The organism is Microbacterium sp. NPDC080005 (genome assembly GCF_040702445.1).
GTDB lineage: Bacteria > Actinomycetota > Actinomycetes > Actinomycetales > Microbacteriaceae > Microbacterium > Microbacterium oleivorans_D.
Genome location: NZ_JBFBLD010000004.1, coordinates 146,715 through 165,900 on the forward strand (window position 1 = coordinate 146,715; position 19,186 = coordinate 165,900).

Here is a 19,186-nt window from a genome sequence, read left to right on the forward strand (position 1 = left end):
GGCTCAGCCCCCGATCGCGTTCATCCCTCGCGCCGGCTGCAGGAACGACGGATCGTTGATCGCGTGCCCGGGCAGCTTGCCCAGCACGCACGCGTGCAGCACCTCGGCGATCACGCGCCGTCGATCCTCGGGCGCGGGATCCGCCGGCATCCCTCGCACCGCACTCGTCACGTCGTACTCGGTCAGCGAGAACAGGCAATTGCGGAACTGACCGTCGGCGGTCAGCCGCAGCCGGTCACACGCACCGCAGAACGGAGCCGTCACCGACGCGATCACGCCGACCTCGTGCGGGCCGCCGTCGATCCGCCACTTCTCGGCGGGAGCGCCGCCGCGGCCGGGCACCGGCTCGAGCGACCACCGCTCCGACAGCGCCGCCAGGATCTCCTCGCGCGTCACCATGGCGCTCCGATCCCACGTGTGCCCCGAATCCAGCGGCATCTGCTCGATGAACCGCAGTTGCGCGCCCACCTCCATCGCGAACGCGACGAGGTCCACGAGCTGATCGTCGTTCACGCCCCGCATCGCGACGGCGTTGAGCTTCAACGGCTTCAGATCGGATGCCGCGGCTGCCGCGATCCCCTCGAGCACGTCATCGAGCCGGTCACGTCGCGTCAGCGCGGCGAACCGCTCGCGGTCGATCGTGTCGATGCTGATGTTGAGCCGTGTCAGCCCCGCGTCGATCAGGTCAGGCAGCACCTCGGCCAGCCGGATCCCGTTCGTCGTCATCGCCACCTCGACCGGACCTTCGGGTCCCGAGATCGCCGCAACCCGACGCACCACGTCGACGATGTCGGTCCGCAGCAGCGGCTCGCCGCCGGTGAGCCGGAACGTGCGGATGCCGAGGCTCGCCGCCACCTCTGCGATCTCGACGATCTCGTCCGTCGTCAGGATGCTCGTGCGCGCCAGCCACTCGTTGCCCTGCTCGGGCATGCAGTACGTGCAGCGCAGCGAGCACCGATCGGTCAGCGAGATGCGCAGGTCCCGGTGCACACGCCCGTGCGTGTCGACGAGGCCGACGGCCGGATCTGGAAGAGCGCCCGACGGGATCTGCGGCGCGGCGCGGCCTAGCGAGATCGGAACGGCCGTCACCGCTCTGTCCCCCCGTGGCATGCCATTTTCCGAGCCTAATCGGCGGCGTCCACGGCCGGGGCGAACAGAGCCGCCCTGGGCTGGGAAATCGGCACCAATCCCCGGCTCGACGCCGGATCGCGCGCTAGCTTCCGGCATATGAGCCTCCGCCGCGCCACCCTGCCGACCCTCGCCGCGACCGCGCTGCTCCTGACCGCCTGCTCGCCGGCGGAGTTCGCCCGCGAGCAGACCACCGCGGACCGACCGGAATCCGTTGTCAGCGGGGCCGACGGAAAGGTCGACGCCGCGACGCTGCGCTACGTCGGCAAGGCCGACGACTACGACGTCTATCTGGCTCGCGCGGCGGATGACGACGACTCGCTCTGCCTGTCGCTCACCCTCGACGACGTCTGGCAGACGACAAAGTGCGAGCCCGATTACGTGTCCGTCCGGATCAGCGACACCGCCAGCGTCAACGCCGATCTCAGCTACCGCAGCGGCGAGGGGCGGGACATGATCTCGGACAACGTCTGGGTCAGTCGTAAGTAGCCGCGCGCGTCATGCCGACGAACCGCACCCGCGCCCGGTCGACCTGTAGCCACACCGTGTCGCCGACCGAGAGCGCGGCCTCCGGCACGTCGACCACGCCCTCCGTCGTCCGGATCCGCGTGCCCGCGAGCGTCGGCTCCACCCCGACCACCGTCGCCGCCCACGCGTTCAGCCCCTCACCGTCCGCGATCCGCACGTCACCCGGCCGGAACACGGCGGCGAGCGCCAGACCCTCACCAGCGGCGAGCGCCGTCGACGCGGCATCCGCGCTCGTCAGCACCTGACCCGCCGACCCCCGCCACCCACCACGGGCCGAGACCCCCGGCATCCGATTCATGTCGGCAACCGAGGCGACGAAGGCGGATGCCGGTGCTCCCAGCACCTCGCGCACCGCGCCGCTCTGCACCACGGCTCCCGCCTCGATCACGAACAGCCGCTCCGCTAGAGCGACCGCGTCGCCGGCGTCGTGCGTGACGGCGACCGTCGTCGTCCCGGCGAGCTGCTCGCGCAGCATCCCTCGGATCGCGGACGCCGTGACGGGATCGAGCGCGACGAGCGGCTCGTCGAGCAGCACCACCCGCGGCGACGCCGACAGCGCTCGCGCGATCGCGACGCGCTGCTGCTCGCCTCCCGACAGCTCGCGCGGCATGCGCGCTCCCGTACCGGCCAGCCCCACTCGCTCGAGCCAGGCGTCGGCCTCGGCACGCGCCTGCGCGACGGGCGTCCCGGCGGCGCGCGGACCGAACGCCACGTTCTCGCGCGCGCTCAGATGCGGGAACAGGCGGGGGTCCTGACCGAGCAGCACGACCCCCCGGTGCATCGGCGCCGTCCGCACCCGCGGTGCGGAAGCCCGCTCGACGGTACGACCGGCGACGGAGATCTCGCCGTCGTCGAGCGGCAGCAGACCGGCGAGCGCTTCGAGCACCGTGGACTTGCCGGCGCCGCTGGGTCCCATCACCGCGATCGTCTGTCCCGCGGCGGCGTCGAGGGTGACATCCACCCGGAACCGCGGCCGGTCCACGACGACCCGCGCCTGGAGGCCGCTCATCGCACCGCCCCCGGCCGCCACCCGCGCACGAGCATGAGCACGAGTACCGCCGCGGCGAGCAGGAGCAAGGCGAGTGCGACGGCGGTGCCCTGCGTCACGCCGGCGCCGTTGAACGCCGTGTAGATCGCGAGTGGCATCGTCTGCGTCACCCCGGGCCGGTTGCCGGCGAACAGGGCGGTCGCGCCGAACTCGCCGATCGCCCGCGCGAAGCACAGCACGACACCGGCGACGATCCCCGGCGCCGCGAGCGGCAGAGTGATGCGCCGCAGGATCGTCCACCGGCCGGCCCCGAGCGCCGCCGCGGTCCGCTCGAAATCGACGCCCGTCGACCTCACCGCGCCCTCGACGGCGAGGACGAGGAACGGCAGGGCGACGAACGTCTGCGCGACCACCACCGCGGGCGTCGTGAACGACAGCCCCCACCCACCGAGCCACCCCTGCCGACCGAACAGGTACAGCAGCGCGATGCCTCCGACCATCGGCGGCAGCACCAGCGGAATCGTCACCGCCGCCCGCAGCGTCGCCGCCAGACGCGGACCCGACCGGGCGATGAGCAGTGCCAGGGGCACCCCGATCACGACGCAGATCGCGGTGGCCGCCGCGCCCGTGCCCAGCGAGAGCCCGAGCGCCGCCAGCGCCGCAGGCGAGGTCACGTCGGCGACGAACGTCGACCACTGCACGCGGGTGATCAGCGCGACCAGCGGCAGGATCAGGAACGCCAACCCGACCGCGGCGGGCAGCGACAGGGTTCGAGGGACGTACCCACGCACGTCGCTCACGGCGCGCCGAATCCGCGGTCCGCGAGGATCTGCTGCCCGGCATCCGACAGCACGAAGTCGACGAACGCCTCGGCCGTCTGCAGATTCGCGGCATCCGTCAGCGCGGCGATCTCGTAGCGATTCACGACCTCGGCGCTCCCCTCTGGGACGATCGCCTCGACGTCGTCGCGACCGACCACATCCGTCGCGTACACGAGGCCCGCATCGGCCTCGCCCGCGGCGACCTTGGTCAACACGGCAGTCACGTTCTGCTCGAGACTCGCCGCGTCGACCGTCACGCCCGCGCCGTCGAGCAGCCGAGCGGATGCCGCGCCGCACGGCACCTCGGGTGCGCACAGCACCGCCACCACATCCGACAGATCGGCGAGCGACGTGACGTTCTCGGGGTTGCCCGCCGGGACGACGATCACGAGGGTGTTCGTCGCGAACACCGCCGGGTCCGACGAGAACTCCGCCACGCTCGCCATCGTCGCCTCGTCCGCCGACGCGAACACATCGGCCGGGGCACCCTCGGCGATCTGCGTCGCGAGTGTCGACGAGCCGTCGTAGACGGGACTGATCTGCATACCCGGATGCTGCGCCGTGAACGCCGCGGACATCTCGTCGAACGACGCCTGCAGGGACGCCGCGGCGTACACGGTCAGCGAACCGGACACCTCGTCGCCCGGAGGTACCGGGGCGGGCGCCGCGCACCCGGTCAGTGCGAGCACGAGCGCGGCGAACGCGACGGCGGAACGGCGCACGTCACTCCCCCGCCAGCTCGACGACGACGTTCGTGGCCTTCACCGACGCCCGAGCCAGCGTGCCGACCTCGAGCTGCAGCTCACGCACCGCCTCGGCCGACAGCAGCGAGACGACCCGGTGCGGACCGGACTGGATGTCGACCTGCGCCATCACCCCGTCGACCTGCACCCGCGTCACGATCCCGATGAAGCTGTTGCGCGCGCTCGACCGGTGCTCGTACCCGTCGGCGGGGTCGTTCGCCATGTTCACGGCGAAGGCGGCGAGGGCCTCGCCGGGGATCTCGGCGGGCACGGCATCCGTCACCGGCAGCAGTCCCTGGTCGATCCATCGGCGCACGGAATCGTCGCTCACGCCCAGCAGTCGAGCGGCTCGGGAGACACGGTACGTCGTCATGGTTCGATCATGCCGCACCAGCGGCTCTCAGAGCGTGTTGTATCCGCATCTGCGACCTGAATCGCGCACTGGGGCCGATCGCGCGGCAGCGCCCCGGCATCCCCTCGCGCCCGTAAACTCAGGACATGCACCCCTTGGTCGATCCCATACCCGAGTTGGATCCCGACGAGCGCAAGCGGACGGCGCGGCACACGGTGCTGAAGGGCATCGGCGACGAGGGGCAGCGACGTCTCGCGAACACACGCGTGGCCATCGTCGGTGCGGGCGGCATCGGCTCGCCGGCGATCCTCGCCCTCGCCGCCGCGGGAGTCGGCGAGCTCATCGTCATCGACGACGACACCGTCGAGCTGCACAACCTGCAACGCCAGATCGCCCACCGCATCGAGGACATCGGCGTGCACAAGACCGAGAGCGCCGTGCGCGCGGTCGCCGCCCTCTCCCCCGTCACCGTCGTCACCCCGGTCACCGCGCGCCTCGACGAGAGCAACGCGCAGGAGTTCTTCGCGGGTGCCGACGTCGTCATCGACACGAGCGACTCGTTCGCCACCCGTCGCGCCGTTGCGGCGGCGACCGAGGCGCTCGGTCTGCCGCTCGTCTGGGGAGCCGTGCGCGAATGGCACGCGCAGGTCACCGTCTTCTGGTCGCGCCCGACCGAGGGCGACCCCGTCGTGCTGAACGACCTCTTCGCCGTCGGCACCGAGGGCGACCCGCCGACGTGCGCGCAGGTCGGTGTGCTCGGCGCACTCTGCGTGCAGGTGGGCGGCATCCTGGCCACCGAGGTCGTCAAGCTCGCGATCGGCGTCGGCCAGCCGCTGCTCGGCCGCATGCTCGTGCTCGACGCGCTCTCGAGCCGCCAGCACGAGCTCCCGCTCCGCTCGGCGGCGACCGCGGCGGCCGGCGCATGAGCGCGCTGCGCAGCGTCGAGGACCAGCTCGCCCGCGTCCTGGGCGCCGTCCGCACGCTGCCGAGCGAGACGGTCCCCGTCCGCGAGTCAGCGGGTCGGACGGTGGCGACGCCGGCCGTCGCCGCCCACGACATCCCGCTCTTCGACAACTCGGCAATGGACGGGTTCGCCGTGCGCGCCGCCGACGTCGCGTCCGCGAGCGGCGATCACCCGGTCACGCTGCGCGTCGTCGCCGACCTCCCCGCCGGGGTGGCGACCGACCCTCCCCTCGCGGAGGGCGAGGCAGCCCGCATCATGACCGGCTCGCCGACGCCGACCGACGCCGACGCGATCGTGCCGTTCGAGGACACGGCAGGCGGGCTCGCCGACTCCCTCGACGTCGTCCAGGTGCTCTCTGCCCCGGCATCCGGCGCGTTCGTCCGACGCCGCGGCGCGGACCTGCGCGCCGGCGACGTCGTGATCGACGCCGGTGAGCGGATGGGTCCGTTCCAGGTGGCTGCGGCCGTCGCCGCCGGCATCGACGCGGTCGCGGTGGTCCGGGCGCCGCGAGTCGCCGTGGTGTCGACGGGCAGCGAGCTGATCGCGCCGGGCGAGCCCATCCGCCGTGGGCTCATCCCCGACTCCAACGGGCCGCTCCTCGCGCAGCTCGTCCTCGACGCGGATGCCGACCTCGTCCTGACCGCGCGGGTCGCCGACGACGGTCACGCGGTCGCGCAGGTCACCGCCGATGCCCGCGAGCTCGGCGCCGACGTCATCGTCTTCACCGGTGGCGTCAGCGCGGGAGCGTACGAGCCGGTGCGCGCTGCATTCGACGGCCACGGCGAGGTCGAGTTCGCGAAGGTGTCGATGCAGCCGGGCAAGCCGCAGGCCTTCGGGACGGTGGGTGACGGATGCCTCGTCTTCGGCCTTCCCGGCAACCCGGTCAGCGTCGCGGTGTCGTTCGAGGTGTTCGTGCGGCCTGCACTCCTCGCGCTGCAGGGCCGCACCGAGACCCAGCGGCCGCGCCTGACGCTGACCGCGGCGGAGTCGTGGACGACACCACCGGGACGCCGGCAGTACCTGCCGGCCGTCGTCGACCTCGCCGCGCGGACCGTGCGGCCCGCGACGGCGGGCGGCTCGGGCTCGCACCTCGCGGGCGGGCTGGCACGGGCATCGGCGTTCGCGATCGTCCCTGCCGAGGTCGCGAGCGTGGCCGCCGGCGACGATGTGGATGTCATGCTGGTGGGATGAGCTTCCCCCACCTCGACTCGGCCGGCCGGGCGCACATGGTCGACGTCACGGCGAAGACCCCGACGGTCCGCACGGCGACCGCCCGCGGGTTCGTCCGGTGCAGCGCCGAGGTCGTCGCCGCGCTGCGCGACGGCACCGCACCGAAGGGCGACGTGCTCGCCGTAGCCCGGATCGCCGGCATCCAAGCGGCGAAGTCGACTGCCGCGCTGCTGCCGCTGGCGCACGTCATCGGTGTGCACCGGGCATCCGTCGAGTTGGAGATCACCGACGAAGGCGTCGAGATCGAGGCGACCGTCGGCACAGCCGACCGCACAGGTGTCGAGATGGAGGCCATCACCGCCGTCTCGGTCGCCGCGCTCGCGGTCGTCGACATGATCAAGGGTCTCGACCGGTCGGTCGTGATGGAGAACATCCGCATCGTCGCGAAGTCGGGCGGTCGCTCGGGCGACTGGGTGCGCCCCGGCGAGTCCGGCACCTCCGATGAGGAGCAGTCATGACCCTCGTACGCTACTTCGCGGCCGCCGCCGAGGCCGCCGGCACCGAGAGCGAGGAACGGTCGGAGGCGACCCTCGCCGAGCTCCGCACGGCCGTCCTCGACGAGCACCCCAAGCTGTGGTTCGTGCTGCCCGACTGCGCCGTGCTGGTCGACGGCGTGCGGACCGACGGCGACGCCTCGCTCGCCGACGCGCGTCTCATCGACGTGCTGCCCCCCTTCGCGGGGGGCTGACGGGTCGGCCTCAGCCGCCGATACCCTTCCACGCCGTTGTGCCGTCCGCTTCGAGCTGACGCTTCCAGACCGGCAGGTCGGTCTTGATCGTCTCGATGATCGCGCGGCACACGTCGAACGCCTCGGCGCGGTGCTCCGACGCGACCGCGATGACGACCGCAGCGTCGCCGACGGCGAGACTGCCGACGCGATGACTGACGGCCACGGCCGCCGACGCGTTCCCGGCCTCCGCCGCGATGCGATGCAGCGTCGCCTCGGCGTCGGGATGGGCGCTGTACTCGAGACCGATGACGGCGGCCGCGGCATCCGGATCGTTGTCGCGCACCCGTCCGACGAACGTCGTCACGGCGCCGTACCGCGGGTCCTCGACGGCGCGCAGGTGCGCGTCGAGGTCGAGTGCGGTCTCTTCGAGGCGGGCGATCCGGACGGTGTTCACGAGTGGTCCCCGCCCGTCACCTGGTCGAGCACGTGCGGGGCGACTGCGACGATCACCGGGATGCCGGAGACCACCGCGCGCGTCGAGCCCGGCAGGTTGACGACCAGCGCTCCCTCCGGGTCGACGACACCCGCGATCCCGCGGGAGAGGACGGACATGGGGGTGTCGGCGAGGCCGACGCGGCGGAGCTCCTCGGCGATACCGGGGAGCTGTCGCGTCACGACGCGCTGCGTGCCCTCGGGGGTCTGATCGCGCGGTCCGACGCCGGTGCCGCCGGTCGTGACGATCAGCCGAGCGCCGGAGTCGAGCGCATCGCGGAGGGCCCGAGCCACGGCATCCGCTCCGTCGGGGACGACGGCGGTGCCCGCGATCGCGATGCCCGCTGCGTCGAGGAGCGAGACGGCAGCGGGGCCGCCGCGGTCCTCCCGCTCCCCCGCCGCCGAGCGGTCGGAGACGGTGATGACGAAGGCGCGCACGGGGGTCACAGGCTCACCCTAGACGGCCGCGCGGTCACGACGAGACGGTGATGAGCGACCGCTGCCAGCCGGTCGATCCGTCGGGCGCGATCGGTGCACGCTCCTCGATCTGGGTGTCGCCGTCCTTGTTGACCGCGCGCACCGCCACGTAGTGCGGCCCGGGCGTGGCATCCCACTCGAGGACCCACTGCACCCAGGTGTCCTCGTTGATGGGCGTCGACAGCTTCGCCGACTGCCAGTCGCCGTCGTCGATGCTGACCTCGACGCGCTCGATGCCCACGGTCTGCGCCCACGCGACGCCGGCGAGGGGCACCTTTCCGGCCGCGACGGGCGTGCCGCTCTTGGGGGTGTCGAGGCGGGACGAGAACTTGATGGGCGCCTCGGCGGAGTATCCGCGCGGGGTCCAGTACGCCTCATCCGCGGCGAAGGTCGTGATCTTCAGTTCGGTGACCCACTTCGTGGCAGAGACGTACCCGTAGAGACCGGGGATGACCATCCGCACGGGGAAGCCGTGCTCGGGCGGCAGCGGCTCGCCGTTCATCGCGACCGCGAGGATCGCGTCGATGTTCTCGTCGGTCCCGGCGGACAGCGGGGTGCTGGCCGTGTACCCGTCGACGCTGCGGGAGAGGATCATGTCGGCATCCGCCTTCGGACCCGCCATCTTGAGCACCTCACGCAGTGGCACGCCCTGCCAGATGGCGTTGCCGACGAGCCCGCCGCCGACCTCGTTCGAGACGCACGTGAGCGTGATCGCGTACTCGTCGAGGCCCATGTCGAGCAGGTCCTGGAAGGTCAGCTCGACGCGCTGGTCGACCATGCCGTCGATGACGAGCCGCCACGTCGAGGGGTCGACCGTCGGCACGGTGAGCGCCGTGTCGACGCGGTAGAAGTCCGCGTTGGGGGTGATCAGGGGGCTGATGCCCTTCACGTCGAGCTCGGCGCCGGCCGGGATGTCGATGGTCGTCTTCGGCGCAGGGAGCTTCACGGCGCGGCGGATGGCCTCGGCCGAGGCGGTGGCCGCGCTCACCGCGCGGGCGGTGACGCCGACGATGACAGCGGATGCCCCGGCGATGGCGGTCGTCAGAAGGAAGCGACGGCGGTCCAGGCCCTGTGCCTCATCGGTGCGGGCGTCGTCTCGCCAGCCGCGCAGCCACCGTCCGAGCAGGAACAGGATCGCGGCGGAGCCGAGCGTGCCGAGCGTGGGGGGAAGGAACGCCAGCGGCGTGGCGTCGGCACGGGTGACGATCGCCGCGCCCGACAGGATCCCCGCCACGAAGAGCGCGATCACTCCGACGGGCGGCCGCACGTACTCGAGGATGCCGGCGATGGCGGACGCGATCGCGACCGCGAGGCCGAGCCCCGCGAGCAGAGCGATCTTGTCGTACTCCCCGAACGTCGTGATGGCGAACTCCTTGAGGGGCCGCGGCACGATGTCGACGACGAACGAACCCACGGCGAGGATCGGACTGGCCGTGCTCGAGAACAGGAGGGCCGCGAGTTCGGCGATGGCGAGGAACACCGCGCCCGCGACGAGACCCGAAAGAGCGGCCCAGAGAGTGAACCGCTTACCGCTGGTGTGAGTGCTCATGTCATCCCTTCTGTAGGTGTTCGGAGCGAACACGCGATCGGATGAACCGAGGAGGCGGCGCGCGTGGCGAGCTGATGCCTCTCACTCTGCCGGGTGCGGCGGTCGAAAACCTGCACTTGCGGATATGGGGCGGATGCCGCATGCGTTGGCGCGTGCGCTCAGGTCGGTGCGCCGACGGGGAGGTCCTCGTCCATGGTGGGCGGATCAGCGACGAGCGCAGCGGCCTGCTCCTTCGTCAACGCGTTGGGGTACAGCTGACGCGAGAACCTGCCGCGGGGATCGTCCTTGTCGCGCGGCAGCTCGATGCGGGATGCCTCGATGATGCGCTCGAGCACGTCGGTCTCGTCACCGCTGAGCTCGAGGGCTTCGCGCCGACGGAGGACGATCCGGCCGCGGGCCTTCGCGGCGTCGCCGAGCACCAGGATCAGGGTCCGCGGCGACCCCGTCCACCAGGGCTGCGCCATGAGTTCGGCGCGCGTGACCTCCTCCCAGGGGACCGTCGTCGAACCGAGACGGATGAGCCCGGCGTCGACGTCGACCTCCGCCTGTCGGTTGAAACGGCGGAAGAGGAGGAATGCGACAACCGCGGCCACCGCGATGAAGGCGACCCCGAACACGGCGCCGTTTGATCCATCGTCGAAGGCGAGGTAGAGCTGGCTCGCGGCACCGAGCACCAACAACCCATACGGAGCAAGGGATGCGCCGAGCATGGTGCTGCCGAGCGGACCTCCGAGCGGATGCCACCCCGGCCCTGCATCCTCTCGTCCGTCGGGGCGCTCTGATGCCCGCATTCCCGGAGAGCTGCGGGCGCCGCGCGACATCCGAATGAGCTGCACCCCGCTGGCACCGTAGGCACTCACCAAGAAGCCCCCGTACAGGACCCTCGGCCATTCGACGTCACCTTCGCTGATGAGCCACGCGAGTGCGGCGACGGCTATCGGCAGGGGCGTCAGCAGGACGATCCCGACGTTGCGGAACGCGCGGCGAGCGCGCAGCCCGGCCGGCACGTCGCTGCCCCGCCGCTCCCACCACTTCTCCGACCACGACGATCTCAGCGTCCAGAGCACGCCGATACCCATCCCGATGGTGCAGAGCGTCAACGCCAGGGCCGACGGTATCGACCACAACGGCGTGGGCATGAGCCCGCCTGCCGCCACTCCGCCGGCGATGCTCGCGATGACGAAAATGATGCCCACCACCCGGGGCGAGGGCGTCGCGTGAGACTCCCGCGGGATACGATCTGCCATTTCAGTCCCCGGGCGCCGCGGCGATCTCGCGCCTCAGTGCGGCGATCTCGTCGTTCAGCTCGTGGACGCGTTCGTTGAAGTAGCCGCTGGTGAGCCCGCTAACCAGCAGGCCTGAGAGTGTGGCGTCGTTGCGTTCGTCGATGAGTTGTTGCAGGCGCTTCTCGAGCGCGGCACGTGTGTCTGTCCCCATGACCGGACACTAGGGGGCGGACGGCGCCAGGACAACGGCGTTGTACCGACGTCGGCGCGCGCGGTCGAGCCAACGACGGCGTCGAGTAGTGTCGGCCCGGTGAGTCCCCTGCACCTCGCCGATCGGCTCGAGAAGACCCCTGAGCCTCAGCTGCCCTCGCATCCGGCGATCGAGACCTGGCGCTCGGCGACCTCCGCCGACATCGATGCGATCCACGCCGTGGTCAGCGCGGCCGACGCGGTCGACCACCCCACCTGGACCACGCCGCGGCAAGACGTCGCCGAGACCTTCGAGTCCAGCCACATCGCCCCCGCCCGCGACACCCTGGTCGCCGTCACCGCCGAGGGCGAGATCGTCGCCACCGGTGTCAGCGCCCTCCACCCCTCGCGCGCGGGCGGGATGCTGTCGGTCGACCTCAGCGGAGCGGTGCACCCGGATTGGCGGCGGCGCGGCATCGGCACCGCGCTGCTGCGCTGGCTCGACGCTCGCGCGGTGCAGCAGGTCGCACGATCGGCGCAGTCGCTCGAGAACGGCGGATCGGAGGGGCGGATCAAGGCCTACGTCGAGGAGCCCAACACCCACCACGCGGCCATCTTCGCGGCCCAGGGGTACACCGCCGAGCGGTGGTTCTCGACGATGGAACGAAACCTTGCTCAGCCCGTGGACACGCTCGACACCCCCGACGGGATCTCGGTCGTGCCCTACGACCGGGCTCAGGATGCCGACGCCCTCGCCGCGCGCAACGACGCGTTCCGCGATCACTGGGGAAGCCTCCCCTCGAACGAGGAACGTTGGCAGCAGTTCGTCGGAGGCGAGTTCTTCCGCCCCGACCTGTCACGGATCGCTGTCACCGACGACGGGCAGATCGTCGCGTTCTGCCTCGCCTCGGTGAACGAGGAGGACTTCGCGACGCTCGGGGCATCCCACGCCTACATCGACCTGATCGGCGTGATCCGATCTCACCGCAAGCAGGGACTCGCGCCGCTCGTCATCGCGGCGGCGCTCGAGGCGATCAAGGCCGAGGGGCTCGAGCGCGCGGTGCTCGACGTCGACACCGACTCCCCCACCGGCGCCAACCGGCTGTACGACAGCGTCGGATTCGTCGCGACACAGCGGGTCGTCGCGATGGTCCGGCGGCTCTGACGGCGGATCCCGGGGTCAGGCGCTTCCGCCCGCGAACGGCCAGGCGACGGTGAGTCGCAGGGGCTCGTCGTCGCGGGGTGAGTTGTGCCAGATCTCCCGGGGCGGGCCGACCGGGGTCGCCCCGGCATCCGTGATCCACGCATGCACCTCGTCGTAGAGCGCGAGAATCTCGGGGAAGAAGGTCTCGCGCCCTTCCGCGTGTCGGAGCGCGACCCGACCCCCGGTCATCCGGTAGCTGCGCACGCCGTCTGCTTCGTCGATGAGCCCGTCGACCGGAAGGACGATCTCGAGCGGACCGTCGGAGTCGTCGGTCACCGGGGCGTGGAACACGCCGAACGCGTCGCCGGTCGGGCGCAAACCGTTGCGCGCGGCGAGGTCGCGCAGACGGCCGACCTCGGCGTGAATGACCTCGTCCATCTCGTGCGGCGCCATCCGACGCATCACGCTGAGCACGGGGCGGTCGGCTTCGATCGCGGTCTCGACAGTGGACATGGGGTTCTCCTTCGTGAGATGCAGCCGCGCTCGAGCGAGCACGACGGCGTTGGACTCGTTGCGGCGATGCATCGCGTCGACCGCGTCGTCCAGCAGGGTGACCGCAGCGGCGGGATCGGCTTCGGCGGCCGCGATGATCGCCGCGATCCGATCGAGCGACAGATCGGCTGAGCGGAGCAGAGCGATCAGCCACCCGGTCGGCACCTGATCGGTCGAGTAGTAGCGGTAGCCGGTGCTCTCATCGATGCGTCGCGGCTGCAGCAGCCCGCGCTCCGCGTAGATGCGCAGCGCTTTCGCCGTCAGCAGCGTCTCCGCGCCGAATCGTCCGGCGGTCATCCACTCGTCATGTTCGGTCACGTGCTCAGCCTCGACCATGCCCCTGGGGCCAGGTCAAGCAGCGCGCGTCACGGGGTCGACGGAAGAATCGATGGCGCAACGCACAAGCGCGACCACTGCCGCGGGCCTCTCGATCGCGGCGAAGTGCCCGACGCCCGGCAGGGTCGTCTCACTGAAGTCCGCGATCAGCGCCGACAGCGCCGCATCGTCGCCGGCGCCCACGAAGACATCGCGATCGCCGCGAACAGCCTTGACCGGACAGCGGATGCCGCGCCACGACGTCTCGTCGTAGGCGGCGGCTGCGTGCGCGGCGGCGACGAACGCCGCGGGACGGATCTCTTCCGCGAGCGCACGAACGACGGTCGGGTCGATGTCCCGAGGCGCTGCGAAGAGGGGCGAGCTCAGGGCGCGGAGCGCTTCCGCACGCTCGAGGCGGCGTAGGAAGCCGGTCGCCGCGCCCCGCAGGCTGCGGAGGAACCGCATCGCGAGGAGCATTCCCGCGAACCAGGGCAGGCGCAGCCCGCCACGGATCGGTCGCCGGACGGCGTCGAACACGGCCGCGCCCGACGGGGACACGAGGATCACCGCGTCCGTCAGCTCGGGGGCACGGGCGGCGACGTCCAAGGCCAGGGCACCACCCAGGGAATGTCCGACGACGATCGCGCGGCGATATCCCAGCTGGCGGACGACCTCGATGATGGCCGTGGTCGTGCGTGCGATGTCGATTCCCTCGCGCGGCAGCTCGCTCTCGCCCCAGCCCGGGAGATCGAGCGCGACGACGTTCGGCACGGGCGCCCCGATGTGCGCGGCTTCCCTCAGGAGAGGCGTCCATGTCGTCCAGGACCCCGCGGCGCCGTGCAGGAACACCGTGGCGACCGGTCCACGTCGAACGCCGACGCGCACTGAGACGACGCCGATCACCGTGGCGACGCGGACCGTCCGGAGGCCTAGAGCCTCGGCATCCGTCGTCAACCGCGTTCGCGTCGTCGACATCACCTCTCGGCGCCCGATTCCTCTCACGATGATGATTCGTCGCGGTGATGCGATCGGATCGACGACAGCCGGCATCCGCTCCATGCGATCGATGGACCTGACTGCTTCTCGGCTGACCCCACACAGGCCGTGCGCGAGGGCGACCACATCATGATCGGAGCGACGAGAGCCACCCGCGCGCGCTCAGCCGATGCGTGTCCGCAGCACCTCGGCATCCGTCTCGCCGTCGACCAGCACCGCACGAGCGAGATCGCGGGCGTCCTCGACGTTCCAGAGGAGCACGCCGACGGGGGCACCCGAATCGTCGCGGTAGTAGACGACCGTGCGGTCATCGTCGAGGTCCACGACGAGCGGATCCTTCTCGGGATCGAGGCTGCCCACCGCTTCCCACCGGACGCCGAAGACGGCGGAGTAGAAGTACGGCGTGTGCGTGTACGGCAGCCGTTCACCCGCCATCGACCGACCGACGGCGGCGCCCATCTCGGTGGCGTTGTCGACGTGCTCGACGCGGGTGCGTCCGAGGATCGGGTCGCGGTAGGACGCGATGTCGCCGGCCGCCCAGATCGCGTCGTCGCTCGTGACGAGGTGTTCGTCGACGACGACCCCCTCGTCGACCTCGAGACCTGCCTGCTCAGCGAGGTCTGTCACGGGGTCGACACCGAGCCCCAGGACGACGATGTCGGCGGGACGCTCGTCCCCGCCCTCGAGGACGACGTGCAGGCGGTTGCCCTCGGTGCGCACCTCCTCGACCCGGGAATTCGGGTGCAGTTCGACCCCGCCGTCGCGGAACAGCCGCTCGTACCGCTGCGCCAGTTCGGGCGGGAATGTGCCGTCGCCGAGGATCTCGGAGGGGAAGAGCAACTCGGTCTCCAGGCCGTTCTGCACGAGTGCCGCCGCGAGCTCGGCGCCGATGTAACCGCCGCCGACGACGACCGCGCGACCTCCCTGCGCGGAAAGCTCCCGCAGCCGGCGGTAGTCGTCCGCCGACCGGAAGAAGAGCACCCGGTCGTCCTCGGGCGCAGGGACCTCGCGCGGCTTCGAGCCCGTCGCGAGCAGGAGTCGCCGGTAGCCGAGCTCATGCCCGTCGCCGATCGACACAGTCTGCGCCTCACGGTCGATGGCAGTGACGAGCGTCTCGAGTCGCAATTCGGCGCCGGTCGCCTCCTCCGTGCCGAGCGGCACCTGGTCCCACGTGAAGTCCGGGTCGGTCCAGAGCTTCTTCGACAGAGCAGGCCGAGTGTACGGCGGGTCGATGTCCGCACTGAGGATGCCGATCGTGCCGTCGGGATCCAGTTCCCGGATGCCGCGCGCCGCCGCATCCGCCACCATTCCGCCGCCGACGATCAGATAGTCGTAGGTCCTCATCACTCACTCCGCTCCAGGTCGTTGCGAGCCACGGTAGGCGGGCGCGGAGGGATCGAAGGAAGGGTTGCGTCGTCGCGACGAGCGGGTTAGTCGTGATCCGCCTTCAGAAGGGCCTCGTGCCGCTCATTGCGCCGGCGAGGTATCCATACCGAAGCGGAGCGCCTCCCACAATGCGGCGGAGGCCGTGCCGGTGACGCGCATCGCGTCCCGCTGGATCGCGGCCCCGGCCCCCTTCTCGACGATCGACGCAACGCCCGCCTCGACCTGGTCGCATTCCACGACGGAGAAGTAGTGACCACGGACGTGGTCCAACAGAGCTTGGACGGCGATGTCAGCGGGGACGAGGTGCGACAGTTCGGGGTGCATGAGCTCTCCTCCGATGCCCTCCTTGCTTGCCCGCCAGCTCGCCAGCCGGAGGATGGTCGTCGGCCATGCCGGCGGCGCGATCCCGGCTCGCCAGTCGGCAGCAGCCCGATCGACCAGCGCCCGAACAAGCAGGGGCAGCGTCACGGCATCGTCGGCTCGGAGGCAGACGTCGGCGATCCGCACTTCGACCGTCGGAGCGTGGGTCGAGAGCCTCGCATCGAAGTAGATCATCCCCTCGTCGAGGCACACGCCGGCCTTGAGCATCGCCGCAACCTCGCGTCGGTACGCGTCCAGTGAGCCGAAGAGATCGGTCGGGCCCGCCGTCGGCCACCGCATCCACGCCTGGTAGCGGTAGCTCGCGTACCCCGTGTCGGTTCCTCGCCAGAATGGCGAGTTGGCGCTGAGAGCGAGGATGACCGGCAGCCACGGCCGGATCCGGTCGAGCACGCCGACGCCCTCCTCGGGCGAGTCCACCGCGACGTGTACATGCATGCCGCACGTCAGCTGCTCCCGCGCGGTGGCCGAGAATCGCGCTGCCATCTCGGTGTAGCGCGGCGAGTCGGAGACCTGCGAATCGCACGCATGCGGTGCCGTAGCCAGCGGCACCGCGCGAGCACCCACCGACATCGCAGCCCGATCGACACGGCGCCGGCCTTCACCGATGACCGCGGCGAGTTCGCTGCGCGTACGCACCGGCGGGCTGACGACTTCGATCTGCTCGCGCTTCATCTCCGCGTGGAAGGCGATGGAGCCGAGGGCCGGGGAGCTGCCCTCGTTCGCAGCCTCCGCGAGCACCCTCAACACGTCGTCAGCCCGCGGGGCGGGCCGCAACGTCCGACCGTCGACGACGAGGAACTCCTCCTCCACGCCGAGCGTCCGCGCGGTGTACTTCTGAGACGCCCCCGGCCTGGAGGTCGTCGTGACCTGCGAAGGGGTGCGTGGGCCTCCTGCTGCGACCATCATGGCCTCCTGTCCCGGCAAGAGTCGGTGGCACCCGCGACTCCCTCCAGGGGGATTGACTTTCCGAGTCAGCGGACCCCAGAAGGAGAGGCATCGCTGGGACCGCGAGCCGTCGTCCCTGTTTGTGCCGATGTCAACCCCCGGGTGGGATGCAGGGTCGCAGGCCCACGCTCCGTGGGCGCCCGCAGAGCGCCGAGCGGAGGACCACAGCACCATGACGACCACGTCACCCAGACAGGCGACCCAGCAGGTCCCCGACAGCCCGAAAGGCAACACGGTCGTGCGGTGGATCACCTCCACCGATCACAAGACGATCGGCTACATGTACATCATCGCGTCGATGATGTTCTTCCTGTTCGGCGGGGTCCTGGCTCTCATCATCCGTACCGAGCTGTTCGAGCCGGGGATGCAAGTGGTGCCGACCAAGGAGCAGTACAACCAGCTGTTCACGATGCACGGCACGATCATGCTGCTGATGTTCGCGACGCCGCTGTTCGCCGGCTTCGCGAACACGCTGGTCCCCCTGCAGATCGGGGCTCCGGATGTCGCCTTCCCTCGGCTGAACGCGTTCTCGTTTTGGCTCTTCCTGTTCGGTTCCCTCATCGCAGTCGGCGGCTACCTCACCCCCGAGGGCGCGGCCGGATTCGGGTGGACGGCTTACCAGCCTCTCGCCAACGACGATTTCACACCCAGTGCCGCCGGCGACCTGTGGATGCTCGGCCTCGGCATGAGCGGATTCGGCACCATTCTCGGCGCAGTGAACTTCCTCACGACGATCATGACGATGCGCGCACCGGGCATGACGATGTGGCGGATGCCGATCTTCACTTGGAACAGCCTCATCACCAGCATCCTGATCCTGATGGCCTTCCCGGTGCTGGCGGCCGCGCTCTTCGCGGCGGCGGCGGACCGCATCCTCGGCGCTCACATCTTCGACCAGGCGAACGGCGGCGTGCTGCTGTGGCAGCACCTGTTCTGGTTCTTCGGCCACCCCGAGGTGTACGTCATCGCACTGCCGTTCTTCGGGATCATCTCGGAGGTGATCCCGGTCTTCAGTCGCAAGCCGATCTTCGGCTACAAGACACTCGTGTACGCGACCATCGCCATCGCCGCACTGTCGGTCTCGGTGTGGGCGCACCACATGTATGCGACCGGAGCGGTCCTGCTGCCCTTCTTCGCGCTGCTGACGATGCTCATCGCGGTTCCGACGGGCGTGAAGATCTTCAACTGGATCGGCACGATGTGGCGGGGCTCGATCACGTTCGAGACGCCGATGGCCTTCGCGCTCGGGTTCCTGGTCACCTTCGTCTTCGGCGGGTTGACCGGCATCATCCTCGCCTCTCCACCACTGGACTTCCACGTGCACGACTCGTACTTCGTGGTCGCCCATTTCCACTACGTGGTGTTCGGCACGGTCGTCTTCGCGATGTTCGCCGGCTTCTACTTCTGGTGGCCGAAATGGACCGGCAGGATGCTGAACGAGCGACTCGGTCTCATGCACTTCTGGTTGCTGTTCATCGGCTTCCACACGACATTCCTCATCCACCACTGGCTGGGTGCCGACGGGATGCCGCGACGCTACGCCGACTACGCCAGCCAGGACGCCTTCACGTGGCAGAACCAGCTGTCCACCGTCGGCTCGATGATCCTCGCTGCGTCGATGATCCCGTTCCTCCTGAACGTCTGGGTCACGGCGCGGAGAGCACCGAGGATCACCGTCGATGACCCGTGGGGTTACGGCGCCTCCCTCGAATGGGCTACCAGTTGCCCGCCGCCGCGGCACAACTTCACGCGCATTCCGCGTATCCGCAGCGAGCGGCCGGCGTTCGACTTGCACCATCCCGAAGCCGGACTCCCGGTGGGGATCGGTCCGGCGAAGGATGCGCCGGACACCCCGATCGTCGACGTGAGCGACGGCGAGGTGAAACAGGCCGGAGGCCCGCCGAACGGATGAGCGGATTCTCATCTTGAGGGTGTGCACAACGGATGTTCTCGACCGGTTTTCCAGGCGTCGATGTCGGTGGTCGGTGGCAGAGTGCAGGTATGGCGGACGCGACGGAAACCCCCGGTGGCGAGGACTATCTCGCCGCGTTGGCGGGCATCGTCGCGGACGTCGGGGATGTGGCCGTCGAGTTGGCTCGGGTTCAGATCC

Annotated in this window: 21 protein-coding genes; 7 read left to right on the forward strand and 14 right to left on the reverse strand. The window is 70.4% G+C overall.

The features are described 5' to 3' along the window. Positions 1-3: 3 nt before the first annotated feature. Complete coding sequence (moaA, locus tag AB0259_RS15280; protein ID WP_366223274.1) at positions 4-1,089, reverse strand: GTP 3',8-cyclase MoaA; 1,086 nt, start codon at positions 1,087-1,089, stop codon at positions 4-6. A 138-nt stretch (positions 1,090-1,227) separates the two neighbouring features. On the opposite strand from moaA, the gene AB0259_RS15285 reads away from it, so the two are divergent. After that, complete coding sequence (locus AB0259_RS15285) at positions 1,228-1,617, forward strand: hypothetical protein (RefSeq protein WP_366223275.1); 390 nt, start codon at positions 1,228-1,230, stop codon at positions 1,615-1,617. Here the strand turns inward: AB0259_RS15285 and AB0259_RS15290 are convergent. Genes AB0259_RS15290 through AB0259_RS15305 form a run of 4 tightly spaced genes read right to left on the reverse strand, consistent with a single transcriptional unit; the run spans position 1,604 to position 4,581 of the window. Next, the gene (locus AB0259_RS15290) at positions 1,604-2,665 is read right to left on the reverse strand and encodes an ABC transporter ATP-binding protein (RefSeq protein ID WP_366223276.1); all 1,062 of its coding nucleotides are present in this window, start codon (positions 2,663-2,665) and stop codon (positions 1,604-1,606) included. The two genes, AB0259_RS15285 and AB0259_RS15290, sit on opposite strands and share 14 nt — an antisense overlap. Continuing rightward, on the reverse strand, positions 2,662-3,444 hold the full coding sequence (modB, locus tag AB0259_RS15295; RefSeq protein ID WP_366223277.1) for a molybdate ABC transporter permease subunit: 783 nt from the start codon (positions 3,442-3,444) through the stop codon (positions 2,662-2,664). The genes AB0259_RS15290 and modB overlap by 4 nt, the downstream gene beginning before the upstream one ends. Then, positions 3,441-4,187: a molybdate ABC transporter substrate-binding protein gene (modA, locus tag AB0259_RS15300; RefSeq protein ID WP_366223278.1), complete on the reverse strand. Its 747-nt coding sequence runs from the start codon at positions 4,185-4,187 to the stop codon at positions 3,441-3,443. The genes modB and modA overlap by 4 nt, the downstream gene beginning before the upstream one ends. Before the next feature lies 1 nt (position 4,188). After that, positions 4,189-4,581 carry a TOBE domain-containing protein gene (locus tag AB0259_RS15305; protein ID WP_251582317.1) on the reverse strand — a complete coding sequence of 131 codons (393 nt, stop codon included), beginning with the start codon at positions 4,579-4,581 and terminating at the stop codon, positions 4,189-4,191. Between the two features lie 125 nt (positions 4,582-4,706). Here AB0259_RS15305 and AB0259_RS15310 point away from each other — a divergent pair, with 125 nt between their 5' ends. From AB0259_RS15310 to AB0259_RS15325, 4 genes are read left to right on the forward strand one after another with little or no spacing between them, the layout of a single operon-like run. After that, entirely contained in the window at positions 4,707-5,486 is a 780-nt protein-coding gene (locus AB0259_RS15310) for a HesA/MoeB/ThiF family protein (RefSeq protein WP_366223279.1), read from the forward strand. Further along, a complete protein-coding gene (glp, locus tag AB0259_RS15315) occupies positions 5,483-6,715 on the forward strand; it encodes a gephyrin-like molybdotransferase Glp (protein WP_366223280.1) in 1,233 nt (410 codons plus the stop codon). The genes AB0259_RS15310 and glp overlap by 4 nt, the downstream gene beginning before the upstream one ends. After that, positions 6,712-7,212, forward strand: a complete 501-nt coding sequence (moaC, locus tag AB0259_RS15320) for a cyclic pyranopterin monophosphate synthase MoaC (RefSeq protein ID WP_366223281.1) — start codon at positions 6,712-6,714, stop codon at positions 7,210-7,212. The genes glp and moaC overlap by 4 nt, the downstream gene beginning before the upstream one ends. Continuing rightward, positions 7,209-7,442 (forward strand): MoaD/ThiS family protein, encoded by a 234-nt coding sequence (locus AB0259_RS15325; protein ID WP_251582308.1) that lies wholly within the window; start codon positions 7,209-7,211, stop codon positions 7,440-7,442. The genes moaC and AB0259_RS15325 overlap by 4 nt, the downstream gene beginning before the upstream one ends. Positions 7,443-7,452: 10 nt before the next feature. Here AB0259_RS15325 and AB0259_RS15330 read toward each other — a convergent pair whose 3' ends face one another. The 5 genes from AB0259_RS15330 to AB0259_RS15350 all read right to left on the reverse strand — a co-directional run bounded on the left by AB0259_RS15330 (position 7,453) and on the right by AB0259_RS15350 (position 11,379). After that, on the reverse strand, positions 7,453-7,878 hold the full coding sequence (locus tag AB0259_RS15330) for a molybdenum cofactor biosynthesis protein MoaE (protein ID WP_366223282.1): 426 nt from the start codon (positions 7,876-7,878) through the stop codon (positions 7,453-7,455). Then, the gene (locus AB0259_RS15335; protein ID WP_251582302.1) at positions 7,875-8,363 is read right to left on the reverse strand and encodes a MogA/MoaB family molybdenum cofactor biosynthesis protein; all 489 of its coding nucleotides are present in this window, start codon (positions 8,361-8,363) and stop codon (positions 7,875-7,877) included. Before AB0259_RS15335 ends, AB0259_RS15330 begins: the two co-directional genes overlap by 4 nt. 25 nt (positions 8,364-8,388) lie before the next feature. Continuing rightward, the gene (locus tag AB0259_RS15340; RefSeq protein WP_366223283.1) at positions 8,389-9,942 is read right to left on the reverse strand and encodes a molybdopterin-dependent oxidoreductase; all 1,554 of its coding nucleotides are present in this window, start codon (positions 9,940-9,942) and stop codon (positions 8,389-8,391) included. A 158-nt stretch (positions 9,943-10,100) separates the two neighbouring features. Then, a complete protein-coding gene (locus AB0259_RS15345; protein WP_366223284.1) occupies positions 10,101-11,138 on the reverse strand; it encodes a hypothetical protein in 1,038 nt (345 codons plus the stop codon). A 52-nt stretch (positions 11,139-11,190) separates the two neighbouring features. Further along, the gene (locus tag AB0259_RS15350) at positions 11,191-11,379 is read right to left on the reverse strand and encodes a hypothetical protein (protein ID WP_366223285.1); all 189 of its coding nucleotides are present in this window, start codon (positions 11,377-11,379) and stop codon (positions 11,191-11,193) included. A gap of 99 nt (positions 11,380-11,478) precedes the next feature. Here AB0259_RS15350 and AB0259_RS15355 point away from each other — a divergent pair, with 99 nt between their 5' ends. Next, positions 11,479-12,522, forward strand: a complete 1,044-nt coding sequence (locus tag AB0259_RS15355) for a GNAT family N-acetyltransferase (RefSeq protein ID WP_366223286.1) — start codon at positions 11,479-11,481, stop codon at positions 12,520-12,522. A 15-nt stretch (positions 12,523-12,537) separates the two neighbouring features. Here the strand turns inward: AB0259_RS15355 and AB0259_RS15360 are convergent, their stop codons facing one another. From AB0259_RS15360 to AB0259_RS15375, 4 genes are all read right to left on the reverse strand, one after another. Continuing rightward, positions 12,538-13,371: a MerR family transcriptional regulator gene (locus AB0259_RS15360; protein WP_251582291.1), complete on the reverse strand. Its 834-nt coding sequence runs from the start codon at positions 13,369-13,371 to the stop codon at positions 12,538-12,540. 33 nt (positions 13,372-13,404) lie between these two features. Continuing rightward, on the reverse strand, positions 13,405-14,343 hold the full coding sequence (locus tag AB0259_RS15365; RefSeq protein ID WP_366223287.1) for an alpha/beta hydrolase: 939 nt from the start codon (positions 14,341-14,343) through the stop codon (positions 13,405-13,407). Positions 14,344-14,526: 183 nt separating this feature from the next. Beyond that, entirely contained in the window at positions 14,527-15,708 is a 1,182-nt protein-coding gene (locus AB0259_RS15370) for an NAD(P)/FAD-dependent oxidoreductase (protein ID WP_366223288.1), read from the reverse strand. Positions 15,709-15,831: 123 nt separating this feature from the next. Further along, positions 15,832-17,034 (reverse strand): glutamate--cysteine ligase, encoded by a 1,203-nt coding sequence (locus AB0259_RS15375; protein ID WP_366223289.1) that lies wholly within the window; start codon positions 17,032-17,034, stop codon positions 15,832-15,834. Positions 17,035-17,248: 214 nt separating this feature from the next. Between AB0259_RS15375 and ctaD the strand changes: the two genes are divergently transcribed. Continuing rightward, positions 17,249-18,988, forward strand: coding sequence for a cytochrome c oxidase subunit I (gene ctaD, locus AB0259_RS15380; RefSeq protein WP_366223290.1), 1,740 nt, complete (start codon positions 17,249-17,251; stop codon positions 18,986-18,988). The last annotated feature ends 198 nt before the right edge of the window (positions 18,989-19,186 follow it).